The sequence below is a fragment of the Streptomyces sp. 11x1 genome (assembly GCF_032598905.1).
Taxonomy (GTDB): Bacteria; Actinomycetota; Actinomycetes; order Streptomycetales; family Streptomycetaceae; genus Streptomyces.
Genome location: NZ_CP122458.1, coordinates 2527832 through 2550027 on the forward strand (window position 1 = coordinate 2527832; position 22196 = coordinate 2550027).

General features: G+C 70.2%; 19 protein-coding genes and 1 pseudogene. 5 read left to right on the forward strand and 15 right to left on the reverse strand.

Features of this window, described 5'->3' with window-relative positions:
- Positions 1 to 11 precede the first annotated feature (11 nt).
- The 12 genes from P8T65_RS11045 to P8T65_RS11100 all read right to left on the reverse strand — a co-directional run bounded on the left by P8T65_RS11045 (position 12) and on the right by P8T65_RS11100 (position 12563).
- Positions 12 to 794 carry a LysM peptidoglycan-binding domain-containing protein gene (locus tag P8T65_RS11045; protein WP_316725245.1) on the reverse strand — a complete coding sequence of 261 codons (783 nt, stop codon included), beginning with the start codon at positions 792 to 794 and terminating at the stop codon, positions 12 to 14.
- Positions 791 to 2083, reverse strand: a complete 1293-nt coding sequence (locus tag P8T65_RS11050; RefSeq protein ID WP_316725246.1) for a hypothetical protein — start codon at positions 2081 to 2083, stop codon at positions 791 to 793. The genes P8T65_RS11045 and P8T65_RS11050 overlap by 4 nt, the downstream gene beginning before the upstream one ends.
- 27 nt (positions 2084 to 2110) lie before the next feature.
- On the reverse strand, positions 2111 to 2653 hold the full coding sequence (locus P8T65_RS11055) for a phage tail protein (protein ID WP_316725247.1): 543 nt from the start codon (positions 2651 to 2653) through the stop codon (positions 2111 to 2113).
- Entirely contained in the window at positions 2650 to 2823 is a 174-nt protein-coding gene (locus P8T65_RS11060) for a DUF6760 family protein (protein ID WP_266505232.1), read from the reverse strand. Before P8T65_RS11060 ends, P8T65_RS11055 begins: the two co-directional genes overlap by 4 nt.
- Entirely contained in the window at positions 2820 to 3221 is a 402-nt protein-coding gene (locus P8T65_RS11065; protein ID WP_316725248.1) for a hypothetical protein, read from the reverse strand. The genes P8T65_RS11060 and P8T65_RS11065 overlap by 4 nt, the downstream gene beginning before the upstream one ends.
- On the reverse strand, positions 3212 to 3649 hold the full coding sequence (locus P8T65_RS11070) for a phage tail protein (RefSeq protein WP_316725249.1): 438 nt from the start codon (positions 3647 to 3649) through the stop codon (positions 3212 to 3214). The genes P8T65_RS11065 and P8T65_RS11070 overlap by 10 nt, the downstream gene beginning before the upstream one ends.
- 84 nt (positions 3650 to 3733) lie before the next feature.
- A complete protein-coding gene (locus P8T65_RS11075) occupies positions 3734 to 4882 on the reverse strand; it encodes a phage tail sheath subtilisin-like domain-containing protein (RefSeq protein ID WP_316725250.1) in 1149 nt (382 codons plus the stop codon).
- Between the two features lie 22 nt (positions 4883 to 4904).
- The gene (locus P8T65_RS11080; protein ID WP_316725251.1) at positions 4905 to 6179 is read right to left on the reverse strand and encodes a phage tail sheath subtilisin-like domain-containing protein; all 1275 of its coding nucleotides are present in this window, start codon (positions 6177 to 6179) and stop codon (positions 4905 to 4907) included.
- Between the two features lie 19 nt (positions 6180 to 6198).
- Positions 6199 to 6792 carry a DUF4255 domain-containing protein gene (locus tag P8T65_RS11085; protein ID WP_316725252.1) on the reverse strand — a complete coding sequence of 198 codons (594 nt, stop codon included), beginning with the start codon at positions 6790 to 6792 and terminating at the stop codon, positions 6199 to 6201.
- 530 nt (positions 6793 to 7322) lie between these two features.
- Positions 7323 to 7664 (reverse strand): hypothetical protein, encoded by a 342-nt coding sequence (locus P8T65_RS11090; protein WP_316725253.1) that lies wholly within the window; start codon positions 7662 to 7664, stop codon positions 7323 to 7325.
- 86 nt (positions 7665 to 7750) lie between these two features.
- On the reverse strand, positions 7751 to 9229 hold the full coding sequence (locus tag P8T65_RS11095) for a DUF4157 domain-containing protein (protein ID WP_316725254.1): 1479 nt from the start codon (positions 9227 to 9229) through the stop codon (positions 7751 to 7753).
- Complete coding sequence (locus P8T65_RS11100) at positions 9210 to 12563, reverse strand: AAA family ATPase (RefSeq protein ID WP_316725255.1); 3354 nt, start codon at positions 12561 to 12563, stop codon at positions 9210 to 9212. Before P8T65_RS11100 ends, P8T65_RS11095 begins: the two co-directional genes overlap by 20 nt.
- Positions 12564 to 13038: 475 nt before the next feature.
- On the opposite strand from P8T65_RS11100, the gene P8T65_RS11105 reads away from it, so the two are divergent.
- A complete protein-coding gene (locus P8T65_RS11105; RefSeq protein WP_316725256.1) occupies positions 13039 to 14379 on the forward strand; it encodes a helix-turn-helix transcriptional regulator in 1341 nt (446 codons plus the stop codon).
- A gap of 483 nt (positions 14380 to 14862) precedes the next feature.
- Here P8T65_RS11105 and P8T65_RS11110 read toward each other — a convergent pair whose 3' ends face one another.
- Entirely contained in the window at positions 14863 to 17022 is a 2160-nt protein-coding gene (locus P8T65_RS11110) for a DEAD/DEAH box helicase (protein WP_316725257.1), read from the reverse strand.
- 93 nt (positions 17023 to 17115) lie between these two features.
- Between P8T65_RS11110 and P8T65_RS11115 the strand changes: the two genes are divergently transcribed.
- Positions 17116 to 17244 carry a hypothetical protein gene (locus P8T65_RS11115; protein ID WP_316725258.1) on the forward strand — a complete coding sequence of 43 codons (129 nt, stop codon included), beginning with the start codon at positions 17116 to 17118 and terminating at the stop codon, positions 17242 to 17244.
- Between the two features lie 380 nt (positions 17245 to 17624).
- Positions 17625 to 17915: pseudogene (locus tag P8T65_RS11120) on the forward strand (transposase); the annotation flags it as partial.
- A 503-nt stretch (positions 17916 to 18418) separates the two neighbouring features.
- Here P8T65_RS11120 and P8T65_RS11125 read toward each other — a convergent pair.
- On the reverse strand, positions 18419 to 18685 hold the full coding sequence (locus P8T65_RS11125) for a hypothetical protein (RefSeq protein WP_316725259.1): 267 nt from the start codon (positions 18683 to 18685) through the stop codon (positions 18419 to 18421).
- Here P8T65_RS11125 and P8T65_RS47235 point away from each other — a divergent pair.
- Entirely contained in the window at positions 18566 to 19630 is a 1065-nt protein-coding gene (locus tag P8T65_RS47235) for a sigma-70 family RNA polymerase sigma factor (protein WP_399098717.1), read from the forward strand. The two genes, P8T65_RS11125 and P8T65_RS47235, sit on opposite strands and share 120 nt — an antisense overlap.
- Positions 19627 to 20574, forward strand: a complete 948-nt coding sequence (locus P8T65_RS11130) for a DMT family transporter (RefSeq protein ID WP_316725260.1) — start codon at positions 19627 to 19629, stop codon at positions 20572 to 20574. The genes P8T65_RS47235 and P8T65_RS11130 overlap by 4 nt, the downstream gene beginning before the upstream one ends.
- A gap of 7 nt (positions 20575 to 20581) precedes the next feature.
- Here P8T65_RS11130 and P8T65_RS11135 read toward each other — a convergent pair whose 3' ends face one another.
- The gene (locus P8T65_RS11135; protein ID WP_316725261.1) at positions 20582 to 21919 is read right to left on the reverse strand and encodes a glycosyltransferase; all 1338 of its coding nucleotides are present in this window, start codon (positions 21917 to 21919) and stop codon (positions 20582 to 20584) included.
- Positions 21920 to 22196 lie beyond the last annotated feature (277 nt).

Genomic DNA, 22196 nt, shown 5'->3' on the forward strand with positions numbered 1-22196 from the left:
CAGTCCTCCGCTCAGCTCACCCTGGGAATGGTCAGCATCTGGCCCGGCCGCAGTTCACGCGGGTTGACGATGCCGTTGGCGGAGGCGATGTGCCGCCAACGGCGCGGGTCCCCGTACTCGGCGGCGGCGATGCTGTGCAGCGTGTCGCCGCGCCGGACCGTCCAGGTCTTGTCCACGTCGGACGAGTGCAGTTCGCCTGCCTTCAGCTGCGCGTCGGTGACGGACTCGGCGAAGCTGCAGGAGACGGTGGCCCGTACCGGGGTGCCGTCGGGGAGGAACAGCGTGAACCGCTCGTCGAGCTTGGTGAGCACGCCGGTGAAGATCTCGGAGAAGGCCCCCCAGGAGAGCGTGCACAGCGGGGGGCGGTGCAGTTCGGTGTCGACCTCGGCGAGCTTGGCCACCCGGCCGGTCAGCGCGGTGACGTCGGTCGCGTCACCCGTCTGGAACGGGTTGGGCGGGACCACGAGCGAGGCGGCCGTGGCCCAGGCCGACGCGCCGGCCCTCGACTCGTAGGTGTCGAAGAGCAGCTCGACGGAGAGCGTCGCGGGTTGCATGGAGGAGAACTCCTGCTGCAACCCCCTGCGGGTCCACTCGCTGCCCGTGCCCGCCGTCTTGGGCGCCTGCCAGGAGACCGATCGGGACCGGCTGATCTCGCGCGGGTTGAACAGCGCCTTGATCGGACCGTTCTCCTTGAAGTCCGTTCCGTCGTGGGAGATGGTCAGCTTCTGCAGACCGCCACCGCCGGGGCCGACGCCGAGCAGGGTGCTCGCCAGGGCCGCCTTGTTGAGGGTCATCGTCGTACCCCCCGGCGTTCGGCCTCGACGGCCAGCCTGCGCACGATGCGCTGGTGCACCTGGTCCGTGATGTGTGCGACGTCCACCTGCGGGGCCTCCGGGCGGAGTGACGGTGGCATGCCGTGGTCGGCACGCGGTGGGTGGCTTCCGGAGCTGTCGGAGCCGGTGTGTGCGGGCGCCGAGGTGTGCGGGGGGCCCGGGAGGACAGGCAGCGGCGGCGCGCCGGGCGCCTGCCACTCGGCCGCCGTGCCGGGTGACGGCCGGTCGTGCGGAGTGGTACCGGCCACGGCCAGAGGCAGGGTCGGCGCGGGTTGTGCCTGCGGTCGGCGCGGGGCGACCGCCTCGGGGGGCGCCGCCAGGGGTCCGGGAGCGGACGGCGCGGAGTACGACGTAGGTGCCCGGTGGGCGACGACGGTGGGGACGGTGGTCGGGGCGGGCGGTACCCGGTGCGGGTCGTCGGCGGGGCGGGGCCGGACGGCCGGAGCCGCTGTCAGGGCCGATGCCTCGGAGTCTCTCCCCGGGTGTGCCGAGGGCGCGGCGGGGTGGGACGCCACCGGAGCACCGGGGCCGCGCCCCGGGGCCGCCGGAAGGTACGCCATCACCGGGCCGTGCCCCTGAACGGGCGGCTTCGTCCGGGCGGTGGGACCCGAGAGGTCCGCGTGCGCCGGGCCGAGCGCCCCGGTCCCGCCCCGCTTCGCGAGCGGGCCCGGCATGCGGGGTGCCGGCGCATGCCCGGATCCCGCACCGGCGGGCGGACGTGCCGGGGAGGCCGGTGGTGCGGCGGCCTTGCGTTGGATCGTCGGCGTCCCCTTCACGGACGGCGACGACGAGGAGCGCTTGAGTGAGCCGCCGCTGCCGGGCGGGGCCGGAGTACGTACGGCGTCCCCCGCGTTCCCCGCGTTCCCCACGTCCGCCCCCGTCCGGGCGGCCGGGCGGGCCGACGCCATCGGGCCGTCCTCGGGCGCCGACGCGGGGCGCGCCGAGACGACCGGCGCGGGCCTGGCGGGCGCCGCCGAGCCGGGTCCTGCCGCGCCCGCCCCCGCCGCAGGAGGCCCGGACGGCCCCGGCAGCGCGGGCCGCGCGTACACGATGGGCTCCGTCGAACCGGCGTGCTGCGGAACCGGGTCGACGTACCGTGAGGGCAGTTCGGCCAGGGGGAGCCCGGGCGTCATGTCGCCGTGCCGGGTGAGGACGGTCCGCGCCTGGCCGGGGTCGGTCACCCCGGGTCGCAGCGCCCGCCGCGACAGCCGGTGGACCAGCGTCGGGTCGAAGCTCGTGTCGTCGTGCATCTCGGACTTCCTGTCGGCGGTGCCCGGTCAGCGGGCCATGTCGGCTATGCCGTGGCCCAGTGCGAGGGCCTGGCCCAGCAGCGGTTTCGTCAGTCCCTCGTGCACCAGCTCCAGGGATTCGACGCCGACCTCGTCGCTGCCGGCGGTGAAGGTCGGGCCGGTCCAGCGCACGGGCAGCGCGTTGCGGAAGTTCCACCACATCACCGGGATCTGGCGCCGGTCGAGCAGGGCGATGGTGCCGCTCTTGCGCTGGATGACACCGCGGGCGGTGTTGTCGTACCAGTTCCAGAGCGTGCTGATGGCGGTCAGGCCGTGCTTCAGCACCAGATTCGACGGACTGGCCGCGCCGGGCAGCTGGTGCGCGAAGCCGTTGACTCCGCCCTCCCGGTAGGACTGCATCTCGATCTGGCTCTCCAGGCCGCTGACCTCGGTGAAACCGCCGACCAGCAGGCCCTCGATCTCCACCGCGAAGTTGAAGGTCGGGAAGGGGTCCGGCAGGCGCAGGCCGGTCCAGTTGCCCACGGCGGCGGACGCCCAGTTCAGGCCGAGCGGAATGCCGGTCGACGTCATCGCCGTCCCCCTCCTTGTTCGTTGACACGTTCGTTGATGCGGGCGATCTCGGCGACCCAGCGCTGCCGTTCCCGGTGGTCGAGCTGCATGATGTCGTGATAAGGCCAGTGGAAGTGAAAGGCCACGTACGCTACTTCCTCGTGCAGCCGGTCAAGGGAGTAGCGCGTCATCCCCCCAGGCCGGGGGGCTCCACTTCGAACGATCCGTCGCAGTGCGGGCAGTCCACCTGGAGGCGGGCGTGCCCGTTGACGTTGATGCGCTGGTAGAAGTCCTGGAGATAGGCGAGGTCGCCCGAGTACAGGTTCTCCACGGTGTGCGTGTTGATGTACTCCAGGCTGCCCAGCCTCGTGATCACCCGGGTCAGCAGGATGATCACCAGATAACCCGGGTTCGACCGCACCCGGGGATCCTTGATCGGTTCGATCTCGTCCAGCGCGGTGGACATCCGCATGGTGCCCTCGCGGTGCACCGTGCCGTCCGGTGCGACCAGACCGTGCGGCAGGGTGAACGGGAACTCGGCCGGGCGGGCCCGGGGGGCCTCTGTGACACCGCCGCCCGCTAGCTCCACTGGTCGACCTCCATCCGTTCGCAGGCGAGGACGACCTGCTCGACGGCGATCTCGTCACTGGTCGCGTTCAGGCTGGGGCCGGTCCACGACTTCGGCCAGCACTCGAAGAGGTTCCAGGTCACCTTGGGGTTGCCCTGCTGGTCGAGCAGCGTGACCGACACGTTGTGCCGCTCGACGGTGCCCTTCATCACCCGCTGGCGCCACTCCCACAGTTTGCTGTCGTTCGTGACACCGCGGCTGAGGGTGATGTCGTTGAAGGTGTTCAGGCCCGGGATCTTCCGCGGGGCCAGGTTCGCGTCCGTGCCCTCACGGTATTCGGCCTGGTTCTGGCTGTTCTCCAGCCCGGAGCACTCCCGGAAACCGGCCCGGGTCATGCCGTCGAGCTCCACTGTGAAGTTGTAGCCGAAATAGGGGTCGACCCTGTCCACAACCGCGCCTCCTTCTCGTCGAACCTCTGGTCGATCTTCTGGCCGACCTGCTCATCGCCACTTGTCACTGCTCGTCGAAACCGTTCACGCCGCGTCGACCGTCACACCGCTCGCGCCGTGGATGACGCGCACGGTGACGAACTCGGCGGGCGCGGTCGGGGCCACACCGATCTGGGTCACCACCACCCCGGCCTCGACGGCCTCCGGGGGGTTGGTCTCGTGGTCGCACTTGACGAAGAACGCCTCGGCCGCCGTCCGGCCCTTCAGCGCGCCGCGCTGGAACAACTCGTCGAGGTACGCGGTGAGTTCACGCATGATCCGCACCCACAGCCGTACGTCGTTGGGTTCGTGGACCAGACCCGTCATGAACCGCTCGACCCACCGGCCGATGGTGCCGACCAGACGCCGGGCGCTCACGTCCCGCCAGGCCGGGTCGTCGGAGAGGGTTCGCGCGCCCCACACCCGCACACCGCGGCCGGGCAGCGCCCGCAGACAGTTCACCCCCTGCCCGTACAACTCCCCCACGCCGGAGGGAGCGAGACGCACGTGCAGGTCGACGACACCCTCGACCTCCGTGTTGGCGGGTGCCCTCTGCACACCGACCCGCTGGTCACCGGCCGAGTACACGCCGGCCACATGTCCGGAGGGCGGCAGGTGACGCAGCAGTCCGTCCCCGCCGGGCGCCCACAACCAGGGGTAGTACAGCGCCCCGAAGGAGCCGTCGGCCCCCGTCAGCTCCGCGCACTGCCGCATGACCTTCGTCGTGTCCGTCGTGGGTATGCCGTCGAGCAGGGCGAACCGGTCGCCCCTTTCCCGGCAGTGCCGCAGCAGCACCCGCTGCTGGGCGAGGACCGGTTCGAGGAAACCGTCGGTCGGCCACGGCACCGCCGTGACGATGTCGGGAGCGCACACGAGGTCGGCCTCGTCCGCCACGCCGTCCAGCGCGTCCAGCGCGGCCTGCAGCGCCGCGGCGGGCGGCTTCGACTCGTCGAGCCGTACGACGTGGCACAGGAGACCGCCGTTGTCGAAGAAGCCCCGGACCGCGTCGGCCAGGAAGCCTCCCGGTGCCGTGCCGTAGGCGGCCTCGAACTGCGGCCACAGCGTGAGCCGCGTCGGCGTACGCGGTCCGGTGGCGGCGCGGCCGAGGAAGACGGGCACCCCGGTGAGGAAGACCGGTGGCGGGGGCGGGAACACGTCCTGCCGGATGACGCCCGGTATCGGTGGCTGGGTCATGGTCTCGTCCGGTCGTCCGCGGCTACTGGATCCCGCCGGACCACTGGCTGATCCGGAACACCACGAACTCGGCCGGGCGCACCAGGGCCACGCCGATCTCGACGACCAGCTGGCCCGCGTCCCGGACCGCCGCGGGGTTGAGGGTCTCGTCGCAGTGCACGTAGAACGCGTCCTCGGGTTTGTTGCCCAGGAGCGCGCCGGATGCCCACACGGTGTTCAGGAAGGCGCCGAGGTTGCGGCGGATCTTCGACCACAGTTCCGGCGCGTTCGGCTCGTAGACCGCCCACCGGGTGCCCTCGTCGATCGACTCGCGCAGGAAGTTGAACACCCTGCGGGAGCTGATGTAGCGCCATTCGGCCTGCGACGCGCCCGCCATCGTGCGGGCGCCCCAGACGGTTATGTTTCCGTCGAACTTGCGGATCACGTTGATGCCATGGGGGTTGAGCCCGGCCTGGCCCTGTTTGCCGACCAGCGTCTCAAGACCCAGCGCGCCGCGGATCACCTCGTTGGCCGGCGCCTTGTGCACGCCCCGTTCGGTGTCGACGCGGGCGTAGACCCCGGCGAGGTGGCCGCTCGGCGGCTGATACACCGGGTTGCCGGCCGCGTCCTTCGCACCGACGTCGATCCACGGGTAGTAGATCGCCCCGTAGCTGCTGTCGCGGGTGCCGCCCTGGATCTTCTCCTTGGTCAGCTCGGTGGTCCGCCGGCCGTCGAGGATAGCGAAGCGGTCCTGGAGGTACGGGTTCTCGCAGTGGTCCAGGATGGCGCCCTGCACTGCGTCACTCACCGCGCCGGGGATCGCGACCAGGGCGATCTCGTCGCGGGCGGTGAACGTGTCCAGCGCGGCGATCAACCTCGCGTCCAGCTGCTCCGCGCTGGTGGCGGCGACCGTACCGGCGTCGGGATCGGCACCCGCATCGGGATCGATACCGGCATCGCCCTCGGCGTCGGGCGCGACCCGGGTGATCCAGCAGCGCGCGCCGCCGTTGTTGAAGAAGCCGTAGACCGCGTGGGCGAGCGTGCTGTTGCCGGACTGGATATCGCCGAACAGGGTCTTGAAGGTCTCCCAGCCGTCCACGAGCTGGGCCACTCCGGCAGGGGCCACCGTGGCGAAGTCGGTGGGCTCGGGGGTGGTGCCGTCTGCCTTCAGCCCGGACCTGCCGGGGAGCAGCGGCATCGTGACCGTGTCGGCCACGACGCCCACGAAGCCCGCGGTGTTGGTTCCCACCCCGGCGATCGGCTTGATCGCCGAAGGGACCTCTTCGACGTACACGCCAGGCGCTAGATACTGCGGCATGTGCGGGATCTCCCCCTCGTCATGACTTGTGGTCGACGCCGTGGCCGACCCGGACGACCCTCTCGGTCACCACGGGTCCGACGTCGGTGGATTCAAAGACGTCGACGCTGAGCGTGACGCTGTAGTGCAGGATCGCCTTGGGCCGTCCGCCCATGGCCTGCCAGAACTCGCCGATGCCCTGCAACTGGCTCTCGGCGGTGACCCTGGCCGGCAGCGGAGCCGGCTGCTCGGCCAACTCGCCCCGCAGATAGCTCGCGGGGATCTCCCGGTGGCGCAGCAGCACCTTCATCACCGCGCCGAGCAGACGGTGTTCGTCCTGCGCCGGGTTGGGCGCGCTCTCGTTCGGCCAGGCGGTGACCAGATAGGAGCACAGGACCCGCGCCGGTGCGCGCTTGCGCGTGACCATCCCGGACTCCTGCCGCGTGTTGTCCCACTGGTTGGTGCGCAGTTCGTGGTTCTCCCGCACGTCGTACAGGAAGAACGCGACCGCCGGCAGGGTGACACCGGAGGGCGGGAACTGGTCGTCCGGGGTGGCGAAGCTGACGGTGATGCCGGACAGCGGCAGTTCGGCCTCGACGAGCGCGGCGAGGGTCGCGTCCAGATCCTGGAACATTGCTTCTCCTCGCCTTGCCGCCGTGCCGAACAACTCGGAACAGTAGGTCTACACGCCCCGCGTCCCCCGACCGTCTGCCGAAGCGTCTCTCCGTGCGCCTCGGCGCGGCGGGGACTACGGTGCGGTGGCGTGGCAGTCGGCGTGGAAGGCACCACCAGGGTGCACGCCGCACTGCGACCGACAGACGTCAGGAGCACGCGGCGGAAGGAGGGCGCTGGCAGTCCGCCACCGCATGTCGTCGGCGCTCACGCGGCGAGAGGAGCCGACAGACCGCCTCGACGGAAACGGATACGCCCTGCGGTGCCACACCCGTCCCCGCGGCGACGCCAAAGCCGCGGACCGGGTGGGTGATTCGAGGTTCTCACCGGCGGAGGGTGGTGTACGGCGTGACAGTCACGGAACGGCACAGCGGGGTACGCACCGGAATCGGGCGCGGCCGGTGGGTGTTCGCGCGCCGGGCACGGCGCCGTGTCGCATCGGGGTCCGACCGACGCCGCCGTCGGGGCGGCCCGGTTGCCCCGCACCTCCCCTTATTCGGATCGCAGAATTCGGCTTCCGTATGCGATCTCCGCTGCGATATCGGCTTCAGTGGGCCGATGCCACTCACCACCGCCATGAGCAGCCAGGAGGTCGATGATGGCTTCACTGATGTCAATTCGAAGGTATTCGACACCTTCGGTTTCCGCGTAGGGGGCGTACTTTCCTCTGCCGATATCCCCGTGGAATCTGTAGATCCGGCGGTCCCCCAGCCCCCGCCACTCGTAGAGGTACACGTCCATTCCGAGCAGTTCGGCCGTGCGAGCAGCCGTCTCCTCGCGGTGATACCCCGGACGGAACGAGCACCCCATGATGTCACCCAGCCGTTCGGCCACCTGCCCGAGTGGCTGGAGGACATCGGACCGGACGGAAAATCTGAGCAGGTGCAGTGGCCGCATCTCTCGCTCACTCTCTGGTTAGCCTACGGATGCTTTTCACGCAGTACGATATCCGTATCTTCCCTTATCTCCCTGAGGACGCCGTCCCGCAGGCGCCCATTCAGCGCGCCGGCCAGCTTTCCACCTACCGCCTTCCCCAGTTGTATGAGGTCATTGAGATGCGGCTTCACGTCCTGCGGGAATGCCTTTTCCTTGTCCCACTTTTCCGGATTTTCTTTCATGACTTTTCCCTTTACTTCTTCCCACTTGGCCGGATGCACCACAAACAGGTCGACATCGAAATGGTCGACGTTGAATGCCGTCCGCCCCTTGTGCGGACCGCGGTTCCCCCGCTTCAGGCTGCCCAGGTACTCCAGAGGCTGGCCAAGGTACCTCTCGCCCTCGAGCACGCCGTCAATGATCTTCTTGGTGTCCGTGTAATCCTTCTTCCAGGCAGCCTCGCCTTTTTCAGCGAGCATCCGCCCGAGGTCACCCTTGTTGAGGTCTTCCCCCCCGAAGCCCTCGAGACCCTTATTTCGGGCCCATTCACTGATCCTACCTTTCATACCAGTGAGGCCTTCCAGCAAGTTGCTCACACCGCTCGCCGCCCGGGCCGTCTCGTCGACACCGAGCGTCTTTCCCTCGTCCTCTCGGTGCGGGAACGCGGCTTTGAAGACCTCCTTGTAGCTCTTTATACTGCCCTTCTGGAATTCAATGACATCATTGAGCAATTCTTCTTCAAATTCTGTGCGCGCCGTCTTGTCATCGATCGACTTGATGTAGGCCTTGAAGTACTCGATTTCGTTGTACGCACGGGTGAATTCGTCGCCGCGCGGCATGAGATTCGGCTTCTTCTTCGGCGCCCTCTGCGCCCTGAGGCCATCGTCGCGCCGCACCGTGGCCTTCGACGCGCCGCCGACCCGCGGACCGGCAGCGCCCTGCTGAACGGTGTGCGTCAGCTCATGGCCCAACAAAGCATCGCCCTGAGCGCTACCCGGCCGGTACTCGCTTCGCCTGACGAACACATCCGCGCCCACCGTGAACGCCCGCGACCCCAACGCGTCGTTGAGCCGATCCGACTCTGCGTCCACGTGCAGCCGCACCGAACCGAAATCCGCCCCGGTCGCCCTCTCCATCCGCGCCCGCACACCCCTCGGCACGGCCTGACCGCCGCCGCGCGCCCGCTCCACCGCCTGGGTGACCGAGGGATCCGCCGCGCCACCTTCGGCATGCGGCACCTGCCGGACCGCCTCCGGAACCCGCTGCGCCGACACGGACGGTGTTGCGCCCATCGCCAGACGCGAGACCCTGTCGGCCTCGCGCTCCAGCGGATCGTCGACCGGGCCGACGTTCAGCTTGGCCTGGATGATGCCCTGCGCCCGCCGGTTTCCGTACCGGCGCTGCAGATGCAGCAACCCGTCGCCGGGGCGTGCGGGTCGGCGCCCCGGCGACACGGGGCCCTCGGCTGCGACGGTGGCCGGTGCCTTCGGCACCGATGTGGCCTCACTCTGAGGGGAACGCATGTGAAGCATCCTTTCCAGCAGTGGTACCGGTACCGAGCTCTCCGGTGGTCAGGATCTTGCCCATCTTCTGGTACTCGCGCCGTGTGGCCCGAAGCAGATGACCCATCGTCACCACCCCGCCGTCCGCGGCGGCGAGGAAGGCGCCCGCGAGGGCGATGTTGCGGATGTTGCCACCGGGCAGGTCGATCTGCCGGGCGAGCAGGTCCGGGTCGACACTCCCGTCCAGGGGAGCGTCCTTGGGCCAGACCTGCTCCCAGATGCGGCGGCGCTCCTCGACGCCGGGGACGGGGAAGTCGATGGTGGCGTGCAGGCGGCGGATGAACGCGTCGTCGAGGTTCTTGCGCAGGTTGGTGGCCAGGACGACGACCCCCTCGTGCTGCTCCATCCGCTGCAACAGGTAGCTGGTCTCCAGGTTGGCGTACTTGTCGTGCGCGTCGCGGACCTGGGAGCGCTTGCCGAACATCGCGTCGGCCTCGTCGAAGAAGAGCACCGCGTTGCTGGTGGCGGCCTCGGCGAAGATCCGGGAGAGGTTCTTCTCGGTCTCGCCGATGTACTTGCTCACCACGGTCGACAGGTCGATCTTGTAGAGGTCCAGGCCGAGTTCGTGGGCCAGGACGTCGGCGGCCATGGTCTTGCCGGTGCCGGACGGACCGGCGAACAGCACGGCCAGGCCCCGGCCGTTGGCCAGTTTGCGCTCGAAGCCCCAGGACTCGTACACCAGGGCCCGGTAGCGCACCTGATCGGCGACCTCTCGTAACTGCTCCATCCGGTCGGCCGGCAGCACGATGTCGTCCCAGCCGTAGTGCGGCGTGATCTGCTGGGCCAGTTCGGCCAGTTTGCGGTTGGACTGCAACCGGCACGCCGCGTACAGGTCGTCCTGGGTCATCCGGGGCGCCTCGGGTGCGCGGGCGTGTGCCAGGTTGCGGGCGGTCGCCGCGGCGTCATGGATCTGACCGCCGCTCAGCCGGAACTTCCCGGAGACCGCGGCCAGATCCAGCACCACCCGGTTCGTCCCGTCGAGCCCGTCGAGCGCAGATTCCCAGAGGCGGAGCCGCTCCGCATAGCCCGGAGCGGGGAACTCCAGCCGTACGAAGGTCATGCCCTGCGGCGGGTCGGCCGGCTCCCACGCGGTGTCGCCCGCCAGGAACGCCGGGCCGGGATGGGTCGCCAGCGTGGACAGCAGCAACGAAAGCCGGGGGCGGGCCTGTTCACCGAGGAGGGCATCGGCATTCTCCCAGTACATGACCCCGCCCTGCAGCCGCGCCTCCCGGTCGACAAGGGCGACCAGGGCCGTGAACTCCTCCATCGGGCGTTCCGCGAGCAGTTCCGTGGACACCACCAGCAGCGGGGCGTTCCAGCGCCGGGCGCAGGCGGCAGCGGCACTCTGCTTGCCGACGCCGTATGAGCCCTGGCAGTAGACCACGAGGCGGTCGTCGGCGTGCTCGCCCAGCCGGGCCAGTGACGCGCCGAACTCCGGGGGGAAGTGCAGGTCTTCAGGTGTGCCGGCCGGTGCGACCGGCCGCGCGTACGGCCGCAGTCGGTCGGCCGGATCATCGTCCTCCAGCAGGAACCCGGCGACCCGCGGATCCAGCCGGACGCTGTTGCCCAGCAGGGAGTGCGCCGGCGTCGCGGAGTCCTCCGCGAGCGTGATCAGACGGTGTCGGAGCAGCGGCGCCGACGGCGCGAACCGGGTCCGTGCGACGGCCCGCGCCGCAGGGTCGGAGCACAGGATGTCCAGGGCGAGGCCGACCGTCGGCAGCCGCCGGGTCAGGTCGTCGTGCAGATAGCCGTACAGCCGCTCGTAGCGGCGGTCCATCTCCGGGGCGAGGCACATCACGACGATGTCTATGTCCACGGGGTGCAGTTCGAACAGCCCGGCCAGGGCCACGAGCCGCAGGTTCACACCCCCGCGCAGGCTCAGCGTCACGCGTTCGGCGATCTCCGCCGACAGCCTGTCCAGCTCCGCTTCGGATTCCGGGTCCCCGGCCGCGGGTGGGGTGCCGAGCGTGCCGTCCAGCAGCGCGTCCGCCTCGGTGTCCGTGACGTACAGCGCGGAGAGTTCGCCGGCGGGCTCGCGGTGGGAGCGGCGGGCCTGTCCGACCTGTCTGCGCAGAAGCAGATCGAGCCGAGCGAACTCGGCCAACAGGTGCTCCGTCGAGTCGGCATAGCTCGCACCGCCCATATCGCCCCGCCCCTCGTTCCGGTGGTCCCTGGTCGGTCTTCGCCTCTGGTCCGGCATGCTGCTCGGAGTCCGGCTGTCGTGGCCGGACGAGCCGGACGGGCCTGACGAACCTGACCGGCCGGACGGGCCTGACGGGCCTGACGGGCCTGACGGGCCTGACGGGCCTGACGGGCCTGACGGGCCTGACGGGCCGATCGACTGTAGCCGGGCAGGATCGACCGGCGCGGTCTCACTCCGAGATGACTGCCGTTGCGTCGGAATCGCGCTGGTGGGCAACGGCTCCGGCCGCTCAGGGGAGCCGTCGGATCCGACCGAGCCTCGCACCTCGTACGTCGGCCGTGCGGCCACCGCCCCCCGGACACCGCCCGGCAGGATGTCCTCGGCCCGGTCGGCCCGGATGTGCTCGTAGAGGACCGTGGTGTCCGCCGACGGCCCCACCCCGAACTCCTGGCTCACCACCGAGGTGCACCGCTCGTACTGGCGGAGCGCGGCCGTGCGGTCACCGGCGGCGTAGTGCAGCCGCATCAGCTGCCGGTGGGTGTGCTCCCTGGCCGCGTCGTGACGCAGGACGGCCTGCCCGAAGCCGACCCCCCTCGCATAGAGTCCGCGTGCCTCGCAGTGGCCCATCAACTGGTCCAGCATGGCCAGATGGGCGTGTCTCAGGCGGTCCCGCTCGTGGTCGCACCACTCGTGGTACCAGGTGGCCAACAGATCGCCGCGGTAGAGGCCGAGCGCGTATTCCACCATGTGCGCCTGATCGTCGGAGAGGGCGTGACCGGGCGTGTCACGGACCTTCGCGTAACTCTCCTCGAACGCGTCCACGTCCAGCCAGCAGGACGCGGCCGGGTTGATCCGGACGCGGTGGGGATCGACGACGACGAGTTCGCGTGCCGCGTCTCCCGCCTCACCTGCATCGCCGTGCTCGTTCGACCGGTCCTGCATGGCTGTGTTGAGCCGCCACAGAGTCTGACGCAAGTACTTTCGGGCGGCGCCGGGCTCGAAGTCCGGCCACAGCAGCTCCGAGACCGCTTCACGGGTGTGCATGCGGTCGCGGTGGACCAATAAGTAGCCGAGCAGTTCAAGGGCCTTGCCCGGCGGGGCCGTCAGGGGTCGGCCCCTGCGCCGAAGCTCCACCTCTCCGAACAGTCTCACCTGTATGCCATGCACCACGAAGCTCCCTCGAACCACGCCAGTTCTCCTTGGCCGACGCTGGGACGACGCCCGAGCCACGGCACCGATTCCGGATGCGGCGTCACCAACTCTCCTTGAATCCAAGGGGAGTTGAGATTCACACACCATATACGCGAGGCATTCGCACTTCCCGCACATTCGACAACCGCCCGCGGGTCGGCGCGGCCACCACCCGTCACCGCCGGGCCGTCACCCGCACACGGCTCGACGAGCACGCGGCTCACACCGGCCCTCCCGGGTGTCCACAACAGCGCCCCGCCCCCGTGTCATGATCAGTCATGTCCCATGACTGGTTACCCTGACTTCATGACAGGGTCCGAGTCAACCCTTCAATTCTGGAGGCCGGTCAGGGAACTTCGTGGGGCGGGAGTCATCATGGGTTGCCGGGGGGTACCACCGCCCTCGCAGAGTCGTCCGTCCCAGTGAGGAGCCCGTAGTGCCGACGCAGCCCGAGTTCGGAAGAAGGATGCGAGAGCTCCGACTGCGAGCGGGCATGTCCCAGGCCGAGCTCGCCGGACCGGGGCTCTCCGCGAGCTACGTCTCGCTGCTCGAGGGCGGCAAGCGCGTGCCGAGCCCGGAGGTCGTCGCCGAACTCGCGGAGAGACTGGGGGTTGCTCCCCGGTCTCTCCACGCGGAGGACACAGGCGCCCCGAAGCAGGAGGCGGGCGACGAAATCGCGGGCAGCGCCGGCAGATACGCTCCCGGGCGGATCGACCTCATGGAGCTGCTGTTCAGGGCGCGCAAGGAGGAAGAGGAAGGCGCCTTTGACGCGGCCGCCGAACAGCTCACCGCGGTACTGGACAGGCACGGGGACGGCCCACCCGATGACATGCTCTGGGAGGTCCGCTGGTCACTGGCCCGTGTCCACGGCAGGAACGGCCGCGTCGACGAGAGCCGGCTGCTGTTGCGGCAGCTCCTCGACGACCCGTACACCCGCTCCTCGACGGAGAGGCGGGAACGGGTCGCCCGGCACCTCGCCGAACTCAGCCTGCGCAACGGCGACCTCGTCGCCGGCCTGCGGTTCGCCCAGCTCGCGTGGACGCTCGCCGAGCCCCGGCAGGAAGCCTCCGTAGCCGTGCGCGCGGGCACCGTACTGGTGAACGCCTGCGCATGGAGCGGCCATCGACGCTGGGGGCGCGAGGTGGCCGACGCGCTCGTCGCGCGGATCTCGGACGAGGTCCCCTGGCGGCAGCGCAGCGCGGCGTACCGGGAGTCGGCCCGGCTGGGCCTGCTGACCGACGACTACGCACAGGCGCGGACCTGGTTCGAGCGCGCCCTGGAGCAGATCGACCCGCGCCAGGACATCAACGCCTGGGCGGAGGCGCAGTACTACCTGGCGATCGCCGAGTTCCTCGTCGACCAGGGCCTCGACGAGCAGGTGGACGAGCGGGTGGCCAGGGCCCGGCCGGTGATCGAGGTACTCGGCCACACGAGCATGCTGGTCCACCTGGCCGTACTCGAAGGGCACCTGGCCCTCGGACGGGGGCAGCACGACCGGGCCCGGCTGATGGCCGACGCGGCGGTGGACGCGGGAGCCTGGCCCGCCACGCACGAGGTCGGGGTGAACCTGCTGTGGACCGCGAGGATCTACCGTGCGCTGGGTGACACGTCCACCGCCGCAGCGGTGTACCGGCGAGCGGGCGAGTTGTGCGAGCAGGGCGGAGCGATGCACTTCTGCGCGTCCGCGTGGCGGGAACTCGCCGAACTGCCCGCCGCTCAGCCCCTCATGGACGCGGCGGACGGGACACGGCGACCTGGACGGAACCCGGCATCCTGACTCCCTGATGTCCCCGGTGCCATGGTGGTGTCGCTGCGCTCCCCGGAGAGGCCCCAAGGGTGACCGCCGCCCGCCGGGGGACGGGGCACCGCGCTGAACCCTCGCGGGTCGACGCAGGGACCGGTCGCGATCACCAGAACGACGTGCGGGCCGTCGCGGGTTCCTGGGAACGCACCGGCACACGGCCGGGCTGCTGCGGCCGATCACCACCCCTCACTGCAGCGGCAACCACCGCCCGCTCCACCCCGCAGCGCTGACGACCGGACTCCACCGGGCCGGAAGATCCCCCTCAGGGAACACGGCGCCTTCACCCCCGGAGGAGCCCGGCGCCCGCTCGGAACTGGTCGCCGACGACTCCGGGCGCCTCGGCAGCCCGGGAGCCCCGACCGCGCGAACATCCCCCACCTGTACGACGCCGTGGTCCTCACAGCCCTCGACAACGACGACCGGCGCATGCGGGCCCCGCCAGGTCGGACTCGGCAGTCACGCGGTCATGCCCAGACGTGCCTGTTCCTCCTCGACGATCCGGCGCGCCAGCTCGGTGTCCGACACGTCGACCGCGTCCGGGGTGGCTTCGGCCACGGCGCTGCGTCGGGCGTAGGCGTCGAACAGGCGGGTCTTGGCCTCCAGCATCCTCACCAAGCGTTCGTCCACGCCGCCGGTGGCGAGGAGGCGGTACACGCGAACCGGCCTGACCTGCCCCATACGGTGGGCTCGGGCCACCGCCTGGTGTTCGATGGTCGGCTTGATCTGGGGTTCGCAGATGACGATGACGGAGGCAGCCTGCATGTTGAGGCCGACACCCGCCGCCTGGATCTGCCCCAAGAGCACCGCGGGGCCCGCGGTGCCGGCGAAGTCGTCGACGATCTGCTGCCGCCGCCCGGCCGGGACGCTTCCGACGAGCGGGCCGAACACCGCAGTGCCGTCGGTGGTTCCGGCCGCAAGTGCTTCCTTCACCACGCCCAGTACGTCCTTGAAATTGGAGAAGACCACCGTCTTCTGCCCGTTCTCGCCGGCCTCCCGAACGATCTCCCGAAGCCGGTCCAGCTTGGCCGACTTATCGGGGCGCATGTACGCGGCCCTGCGCATCGCCATGAAGTTGCCCGCGCGCACGGCTTCGCGGTACGCCTCCTCGTCCGAGACGCTCAACTCCTCCCACTCGTCGGTCTGCTGGAGACTCGGGAGTTCCGTCAGCACGTCCTCCTGGTTGCGCCGCAGGTAGACCGGGGCCACGGCCTTGCGAAAGGCGACCGATCCGGCCAAGGCGTCCCGTTCACCCAGGGAATCCGCGACATCGCCGTCGAGCATCTGGACCAGGTTGCGGAACTCCACGACCCTGTTCTCCATCGGGGTTCCGGTCATGAAGAGGGCACGCCCGCAACGCTCCGCCCACAGGGCGACCGCCTGGGACCGCTTGGCCTTCGGGTTCTTCACGAAGTGCGCTTCGTCGACCACGAGCAGTCCGACCTCCCCGCCGCCCGGTACGGGAAATCCGCGCAGCGCATCGAACGTGGTCACCGCGACTCCGCCCCGCCCCTTCCAGTCGGCGAACGCCTCGTGCCGATCGGGGCCGTGGAGCGCCATGACAGGCAGGGCGCTGCGGGCCTCGACCTCCCGTGTCCAGTTCACCAGGACGCTCGCCGGGCAGACGACCATGAAGTGACTCTCCCCCTCGGCGGCCAGGTGCGCGAGGACGGCGATCGCCTGGATGGTCTTTCCGAGGCCCATCTCGTCGCCGAGTATCACCTTGCGCTGCGCGAGTGCGAACCGCGCGCCGAACGCCTGGTAGCCGCGCAGGGAGACCCGACGGTGCGCGTCGTCGAGGTGTTTCGTGCGTACCCGCTCGGCGATCTCGTCCGGTAGGAAACCCTCGGCGGCGGCCGTGTCCGGCGGCCGCCCGGAGATCTCGGCGAGCAGGCTGTAGTACTCCGCGGAACGGAGTTCGAAATCCACCCAGGCCGCGATGTCGGACGAAGGCCCCCGGAGCAGGTCCACCGACGCCTGGGCGAGCAGTCCGGGCAGGCCCGTCGGCTCCGCCTCGTCCACCAGCGATCGGATTTCGGTGACCGCCGCCAACGCGCGAGCCTTCTTCTCCTGGCCCGCCAGGAACATCCGGATACGTCCGGCGGCGGGCCTGGCGTCGTCGAGCAACGGACCGAGCCGTTCCGCCAGGACGGTGGCCTTGTCGACCGCACGCCGGGCGTCCGGACCCGCCTCCACCAGGACGTGCAGCGCCATGACGAGCGCGGTGGTGCTCGGTTCCGGCCGGTCCACGTCGATGTGGACGGCCACGGTCTCGTGCACGGCCTCGGAGAGCCGGCGGGCGGCGGCGAGCATCTGGTCGACGGTGCGCTGCCCGACACCGGGAATCTGCCGCAACCGGTACGGGCCGGCTTCGAGGACACTGCCCAGGGTGCGCAGTCCGCTCTTCTCGACGCTCCCCAGCCGCAGCCGCCCTTCGGTGACGTCCTGCAGCCGAACGACAGGGATGGCGTCGAGCTCCCGCTTCACCGCCGCGTCATGGATCGGCTTCAGTGCCGCCCGTACCGCCTCCACCGCCCTTCCGTGGTCACCGAGCACCGCCTGCGCCGCCTCGTCCAGTCGCGCTCCCCTCGCGACCGTGTCCCGCTCGCCCCGCCCCACGCTTCCCACCCCTCTGTCGCCCTCGCCGCATCCTCCCACCGCCGAACCGGCTCCCGACCGGCGTTCAGGGAGCCTCTCGAACAGCGGGGCACGATGGACAAGCTGCGGGAGACCGTCGTCGGCTTCGGGACCGGCAACGAGGAACTCACTCGCGAAGAGATCGAGACCGCCCGTGCACTGTCGCGCCACGACCACCGACACACCGGTGGGGCCGCCGCCTGAGGCCCGGCACCGTGCCGCTCGAAGCTCCACCACAGGTCACTGTCACGCCCCGAACTCTGTACAGAGCCGAAAGAGTGGCTGTCGGCAGTGGCAGTGCCCTGGGACTTTTCTGGGACTTCCGGCTGCATCAACGTGCATGGCCGTGAAACAGCGGAAAGGGCGTTTACCCAGGTCAACCACTCGCCCCCAGTAAGCGTGGCAGGTCACGGCGTTCACTGGTCTCTTCCGGGACATTTGATGAGCGGATGCCGCCGCACCCCCTCTGACCTGCGACTTAGCGGGTCAGAGGGGATGCGGCGGCATCTCTGGGACTTCTCTGGGACTTTGGGCCCGCGGCAGGCTACGGGCCACGTTCAACAGGTTCTGCCGACTGGCTACCACTGCGTACGGCGGACGGAATCGAGTTGATCAGGATCCTGGCCCAACGGATCCTGCAGGAACTCATCGAGGCCGAGGCCACCGCCCACATCGGTGCGGAGCCCGGCGAACACACCGAGACCCGCACGACGATGCGCAACGGGGTCCGGGACAAGGTGCCGACCACGCAGGCCGGGGACCTGGACCTGGCGATCCCCAAGGTCCGCACCGGATCCTTCTTCCCCAGCCTGCTGGAACGCCTGCGCCGCATCGACCAGGCCCTGTACGCGGTCATCATGGAGGCATACGCGCGACACCGCACTCGGCGGCCGGCCACCCATCACCCGCGTGAACAACCCTGCGAGTCAATGCACCAAGGGCTCACCACGGCTCCGGAAAGGATGCTCCGGGTCGCCCGGGCGGCTGCTCCGCTCGGAGTCTGGCTGCGGCGGGCCTGACCATCGGCGTCAATCGGAGCAGTTCGAGAAACGATCTCCATCAGGGCGGTTCCGGTAGGACATGTACCCGGCTGCCCGGGCCGGCTCCGCAAACGGGCGGCACACGAAGTCACTCGTATGACGGGCAGGGTGCCCGCACCTGGGTCACGCGGTGTTTCGCGACGCGGGCGAAGGGTGACTCCAAGAGTGACGTGAACACTACGGCCGCCCACGAGAAGTCGTCGTGGCCCCGATACCAACGGCAGCGGCGCCGCACGTGACCGTTTGGTCCCTGCTCGCCGGATGCCAGGCGTCGAGCCACGGCATTCCCAGCCACACGTCCCAGCCGAGCCCGACATCCCAGAGGCCCCATGCCCTCCTCAGCCGCCGACTCGATCCGGACTCGCCCTGCCGCTGAAGGGCCGGGCTCGGAGCAACTCGACGCGCTGATGCGCGAGCTCTCGGAGCAGCTCCCGGGGCCACGACAATCGGCCCTCCGGGACCACGTCATCCGTCAGCTGCTGCCGATGGCCCACCGTGTCGCGCGCCGCTTCCGGCACCATGGGGAGGAATTCGAGGATCTCGTGCAGGTCGCCTCCCTCGGACTGGTCAAGGCCGTCGACGGCTACGACCCCTCTCTGGGTCACGCCTTTCTGTCGTACGCACTTCCCAAGGTCACCGGTGAACTGCGGCGGCACCTGCGCGATGGCACCGCCTGTGTACGGCTGCCCCGTCCCCTCCAGGAGGCGAGCGGTCATATCTTCCGAGCCGTGGAGGAGCTCGAGCAGCAACTCCACGGGTGCTCACCCGACGCCGAGCAAATCGCTGAGCGTACGGGGCTCCAGCCGAACCGCGTTCTGTCCACACTGCGGGCGGTGCAGGAATGCCGTCCGCGTTCCCTCGACGAGTCGGCGGGACGCGACCAGGAAGCCCCCCTCTCCTGCCTCGTGGGGTCCGACGACCCCGCGCTCGGTCGCGTCGTCGACAACGTGGCCCTGGCCTCCCTGGTGAAGCGGCTACCGGAACGGGATCGCCGGGTCATCTACCTCCGCTTCTATCGGGAGCACACCCAACAGCAGATCGCGGATGGCATCGGGGTCTCCCAGATGCAGGTCTCGCGCATCCTGAGACGTTGTTGCGACCAGCTGCGCGAAGCACTCCGGACGTGCGAGCCGTTCGCCGACGATGACGGGAATGAGGAACAGGAGCCGGTCACCGGTCCGCCGACCCGACCCACGCGCCACTCTCGCGGTCGCTCTGGTACAGCTGAGCCGTTGCGTCCGGCGGAGTACGCCCGCCCGGCGGCCTTTGGGCCGGCCCCCGTGAAACCGGTCCCGGCAGCACCCGACAACGAGAGGCGGCCCGTCCCCGCCCGCGGGGGCCGACACGTGATCCGGCAGCGATCCGTACGCGTGCTGCGGCTGATTCGCCCCGGAACCGTGGGGCGACCCCCACGGGTGAGGTCGGCAGCGGCACCACTCCGCCCTTCGTCGTGCGCCGGACACCCCCGCCGCACCGCTCGGTCCCCTCCTGCCGCCGCGCGAGCATCAGGACTGCGCTCGTCGACCCTCATCTCCCGGTATGCCGGATGACCGTCTCCGTTCTTGCCGCTCTCGCCGCGGGTGCCTGTTTCGCGGTGGCCGGTGTGCTCCAGCAGCGCTCGGCGAGCACACGGCCTCCCGAGGAGGCTTTGTCCTGGCGGTTGCTGTCGCATCTGCTGCGACAGCCGATGTGGTTGTCCGGTATCGGGCTCGCGATCGTGGCGTACGGGTTCCAGTCCCTCGCGCTGGCGTTCGGTCCACTCAGCCTGGTGCAGCCGCTGATCGTATGCGAGCTCGTCTTCGCCATCCCGCTGTCGGCCCGGCTGCACCGTGTCCGGCTGGGGATGCGCGAGTGGAGCGGCACCGTAGCCGTGGCGGCCGGCCTCGCCACCGCTCTGGTTACGGCCCGGCCGAGTGGCGGGGACCCGGCGACCGCTCACCTCGGTCCGTGGCTGCTGGCGTCGGGGACGGTAGCCGCCGTGGTGGCCGGTGCCCTGGTCGTGTGCGCCTACGTCGCCGGGGTGGCGCGGGCCTCCTTCATGGCCCTCGCCGCGGGTGCGGTCATGGGGTTCCAGTCGGTACTGCTGGCTGCCACGGTGGCCCGGATGCCCAGAGGGTTCGTCGCCGTCGTGTCGGCCTGGCAGACGTACGTCCTCGTCGTCGCGAGCGTCGGTGGACTGCTGTTGATCCAGAGCGCGTTCCGGGAGGGGCCGCTCGCCGCCTCGGTGACGGTGATCGACACAACCGAGCCGGTCGTGGCCGTGACCGTGGGAGCCACCTTGTTCGGCGAGACGTTGCACGGTGGATGGCCGCTCACGGCGCTCACAGTGACCGGTGTGGCCGCCACCGTCGTGGGCATCGTCTGCCTGGACACCTCACCGGCGATAGCGGCACTGCACCGGCGGGACACCCTTCGGCAGGAGTCCGCGGCGGCGCGCGGAAGAGGCGCGCGGTCGGCTCCTCCCGGCCGGTCCCGTCGCGGTTTCCGACCCTGAGCGGCGCTCAGGAACGGAGAGCGCCTGCTCGCCCACGCGTCTTGGCCGCCTCGCGCCACACGGGCAGGAGATCCTCCTCCAGCACTCGTGTCCAGGTGGGGTGCCGGGTCCGGGCTGTCCGGGCCGCCCGTCGTCCCATCGCCCGCCGTGCGTCCGGCCGGGTGAGCAGGTCCTCAAGCGCCCGGGCCCAGCCCTCCTGGGTGTCGTCCCGCACCAGGAGGCCGTCCGCTCCGGGGGCGGCCAACCACTGCCTGGTGGCGGCGCACTCCGGCAGGACCACGGGCAGGCCGCACGCCATCGCCTCGGCGACGACATTGCCGACGGTCTCGGTGTGCGAGGGCAGTGCGAAGAGGTCGCAGCCGGCGTACACCCGAGCCAGCCGCTCCTGAGGCTGCGGTCCGAGATGTGTCACGTCGGGTCCCAGCAGCCGGGTGACGAGGCCGGTCGCGGCACCGCGGCCCACGACGACCAGGTGCGGGCGGTGACCACGGTGTCTGAGGCGGGCAATGGCCTGGGCAAGGAGCTGGACCCGTTTGGAGGCGTCCACGCGACCGACGAACAGCACCAGGGGCCGGTCCAGGGGGACGCCGTGAACGCGGGCGAGCTCGTGGCGCGCTGCCGGATCGGGCCGGAACCGCTCGTGATCGACACCGCGGCGCAGCAGCGACACGCGCTCGGAACCAGTGATCGCGCCGATCTCCCGGCAGGTGTCGGACGACGAGGCGAGCACCCGGTCGCACTGACGCACCAGCCGGTCACGCCGACGCCGAGCCAGTTCCCCCACCAGGTGGGGCAGCCCGCCGACGGGGTGCTCGGTCAGCCGGGACAAGCCGGGCACCCTGCTCAGCGCCTGACGGGTGTAGGCGGAGGCGAGCGCCGGAACATCCGTGTGCAGCGACGCCACGAGACCCGCACGGGATGCCGGGTCGGCGCGGCGGGCGAGCCGGACGGCCGTCGACGCGAACGCGAAGGTGTGCGTGAGGTGCCAGACATGGTGCCCGGGCAGCAGCTCGGCGAGACGGAAGTGGTGGGGTGCGAGGTCCGTGATGTCCACGGTGCCCACGGCCCGCATGACCGGAGCGCTGCTCAGCATCGGCCGCAGCGCGACGAACCGCACTCGTGGCGAGAGTTCCTCGACGTGTTCGTGATGTCCGAGCACATAGACCGTCAGGTCGAGGCCCGCCCTGTCGTCGGCGTGCCGGGCCGCCGCCTCGGCGAACCGCTCCCAGCACTTCACATGCCCACCGGACGTATCGTTTCTGAGCAGTTCCACCAGTACCGCGACGGACAGGGCGTCCGGCGGTGCGGGGGCGGTGCCGCTCGTGTTCGGCGCGGTGATACCCATGGACGCGAAGGTACCCGCGGATGCATGGTCATCCGCCCAGCGGCGCAGGCGCCACGGCCTTTCGCCTGCCGGGTCACCGCAAACCGCCTCAGTCAGGGTTCGGCTGACACCGCCCGTGTGCCCAGGGCCCCGGTCCGACGGAGACGGGCAGAGTGCGGCCGGGAACCGCCCCGGGCGGGCCGCCGGGGTGGTGGTGCCCCGGCCGCCGTCACTCGAAAGAGCGTGATGCGGCCGGTGAATCCCGACGGCTTCCCCTGACGTCCCGCGCTGCCGCTCG

Excerpts from the sequence above, each read along its gene's own strand:
- P8T65_RS11135 (WP_316725261.1), bottom strand. The coding sequence starts at position 21,919 with ATGGGTATCACCGCGCCGAACACGAGCGGCACCGCCCCCGCACCGCCG.
- P8T65_RS11060 (WP_266505232.1), bottom strand. The coding sequence starts at position 2,823 with ATGACGCGCTACTCCCTTGACCGGCTGCACGAGGAAGTAGCGTACGTG.
- P8T65_RS47235 (WP_399098717.1), top strand. The coding sequence starts at position 18,566 with ATGGCCCACCGTGTCGCGCGCCGCTTCCGGCACCATGGGGAGGAATTC.
- P8T65_RS11130 (WP_316725260.1), top strand. The coding sequence starts at position 19,627 with ATGACCGTCTCCGTTCTTGCCGCTCTCGCCGCGGGTGCCTGTTTCGCG.
- P8T65_RS11115 (WP_316725258.1), top strand. The coding sequence starts at position 17,116 with ATGGACAAGCTGCGGGAGACCGTCGTCGGCTTCGGGACCGGCAACGAG.
- P8T65_RS11085 (WP_316725252.1), bottom strand. The coding sequence starts at position 6,792 with ATGTTCCAGGATCTGGACGCGACCCTCGCCGCGCTCGTCGAGGCCGAA.
- P8T65_RS11075 (WP_316725250.1), bottom strand. The coding sequence starts at position 4,882 with ATGACCCAGCCACCGATACCGGGCGTCATCCGGCAGGACGTGTTCCCG.
- P8T65_RS11055 (WP_316725247.1), bottom strand. The coding sequence starts at position 2,653 with ATGACGTCGACCGGCATTCCGCTCGGCCTGAACTGGGCGTCCGCCGCC.
- P8T65_RS11050 (WP_316725246.1), bottom strand. The coding sequence starts at position 2,083 with ATGCACGACGACACGAGCTTCGACCCGACGCTGGTCCACCGGCTGTCG.
- P8T65_RS11095 (WP_316725254.1), bottom strand. The coding sequence starts at position 9,229 with ATGCGTTCCCCTCAGAGTGAGGCCACATCGGTGCCGAAGGCACCGGCC.
- P8T65_RS11045 (WP_316725245.1), bottom strand. The coding sequence starts at position 794 with ATGACCCTCAACAAGGCGGCCCTGGCGAGCACCCTGCTCGGCGTCGGC.
- P8T65_RS11080 (WP_316725251.1), bottom strand. The coding sequence starts at position 6,179 with ATGCCGCAGTATCTAGCGCCTGGCGTGTACGTCGAAGAGGTCCCTTCG.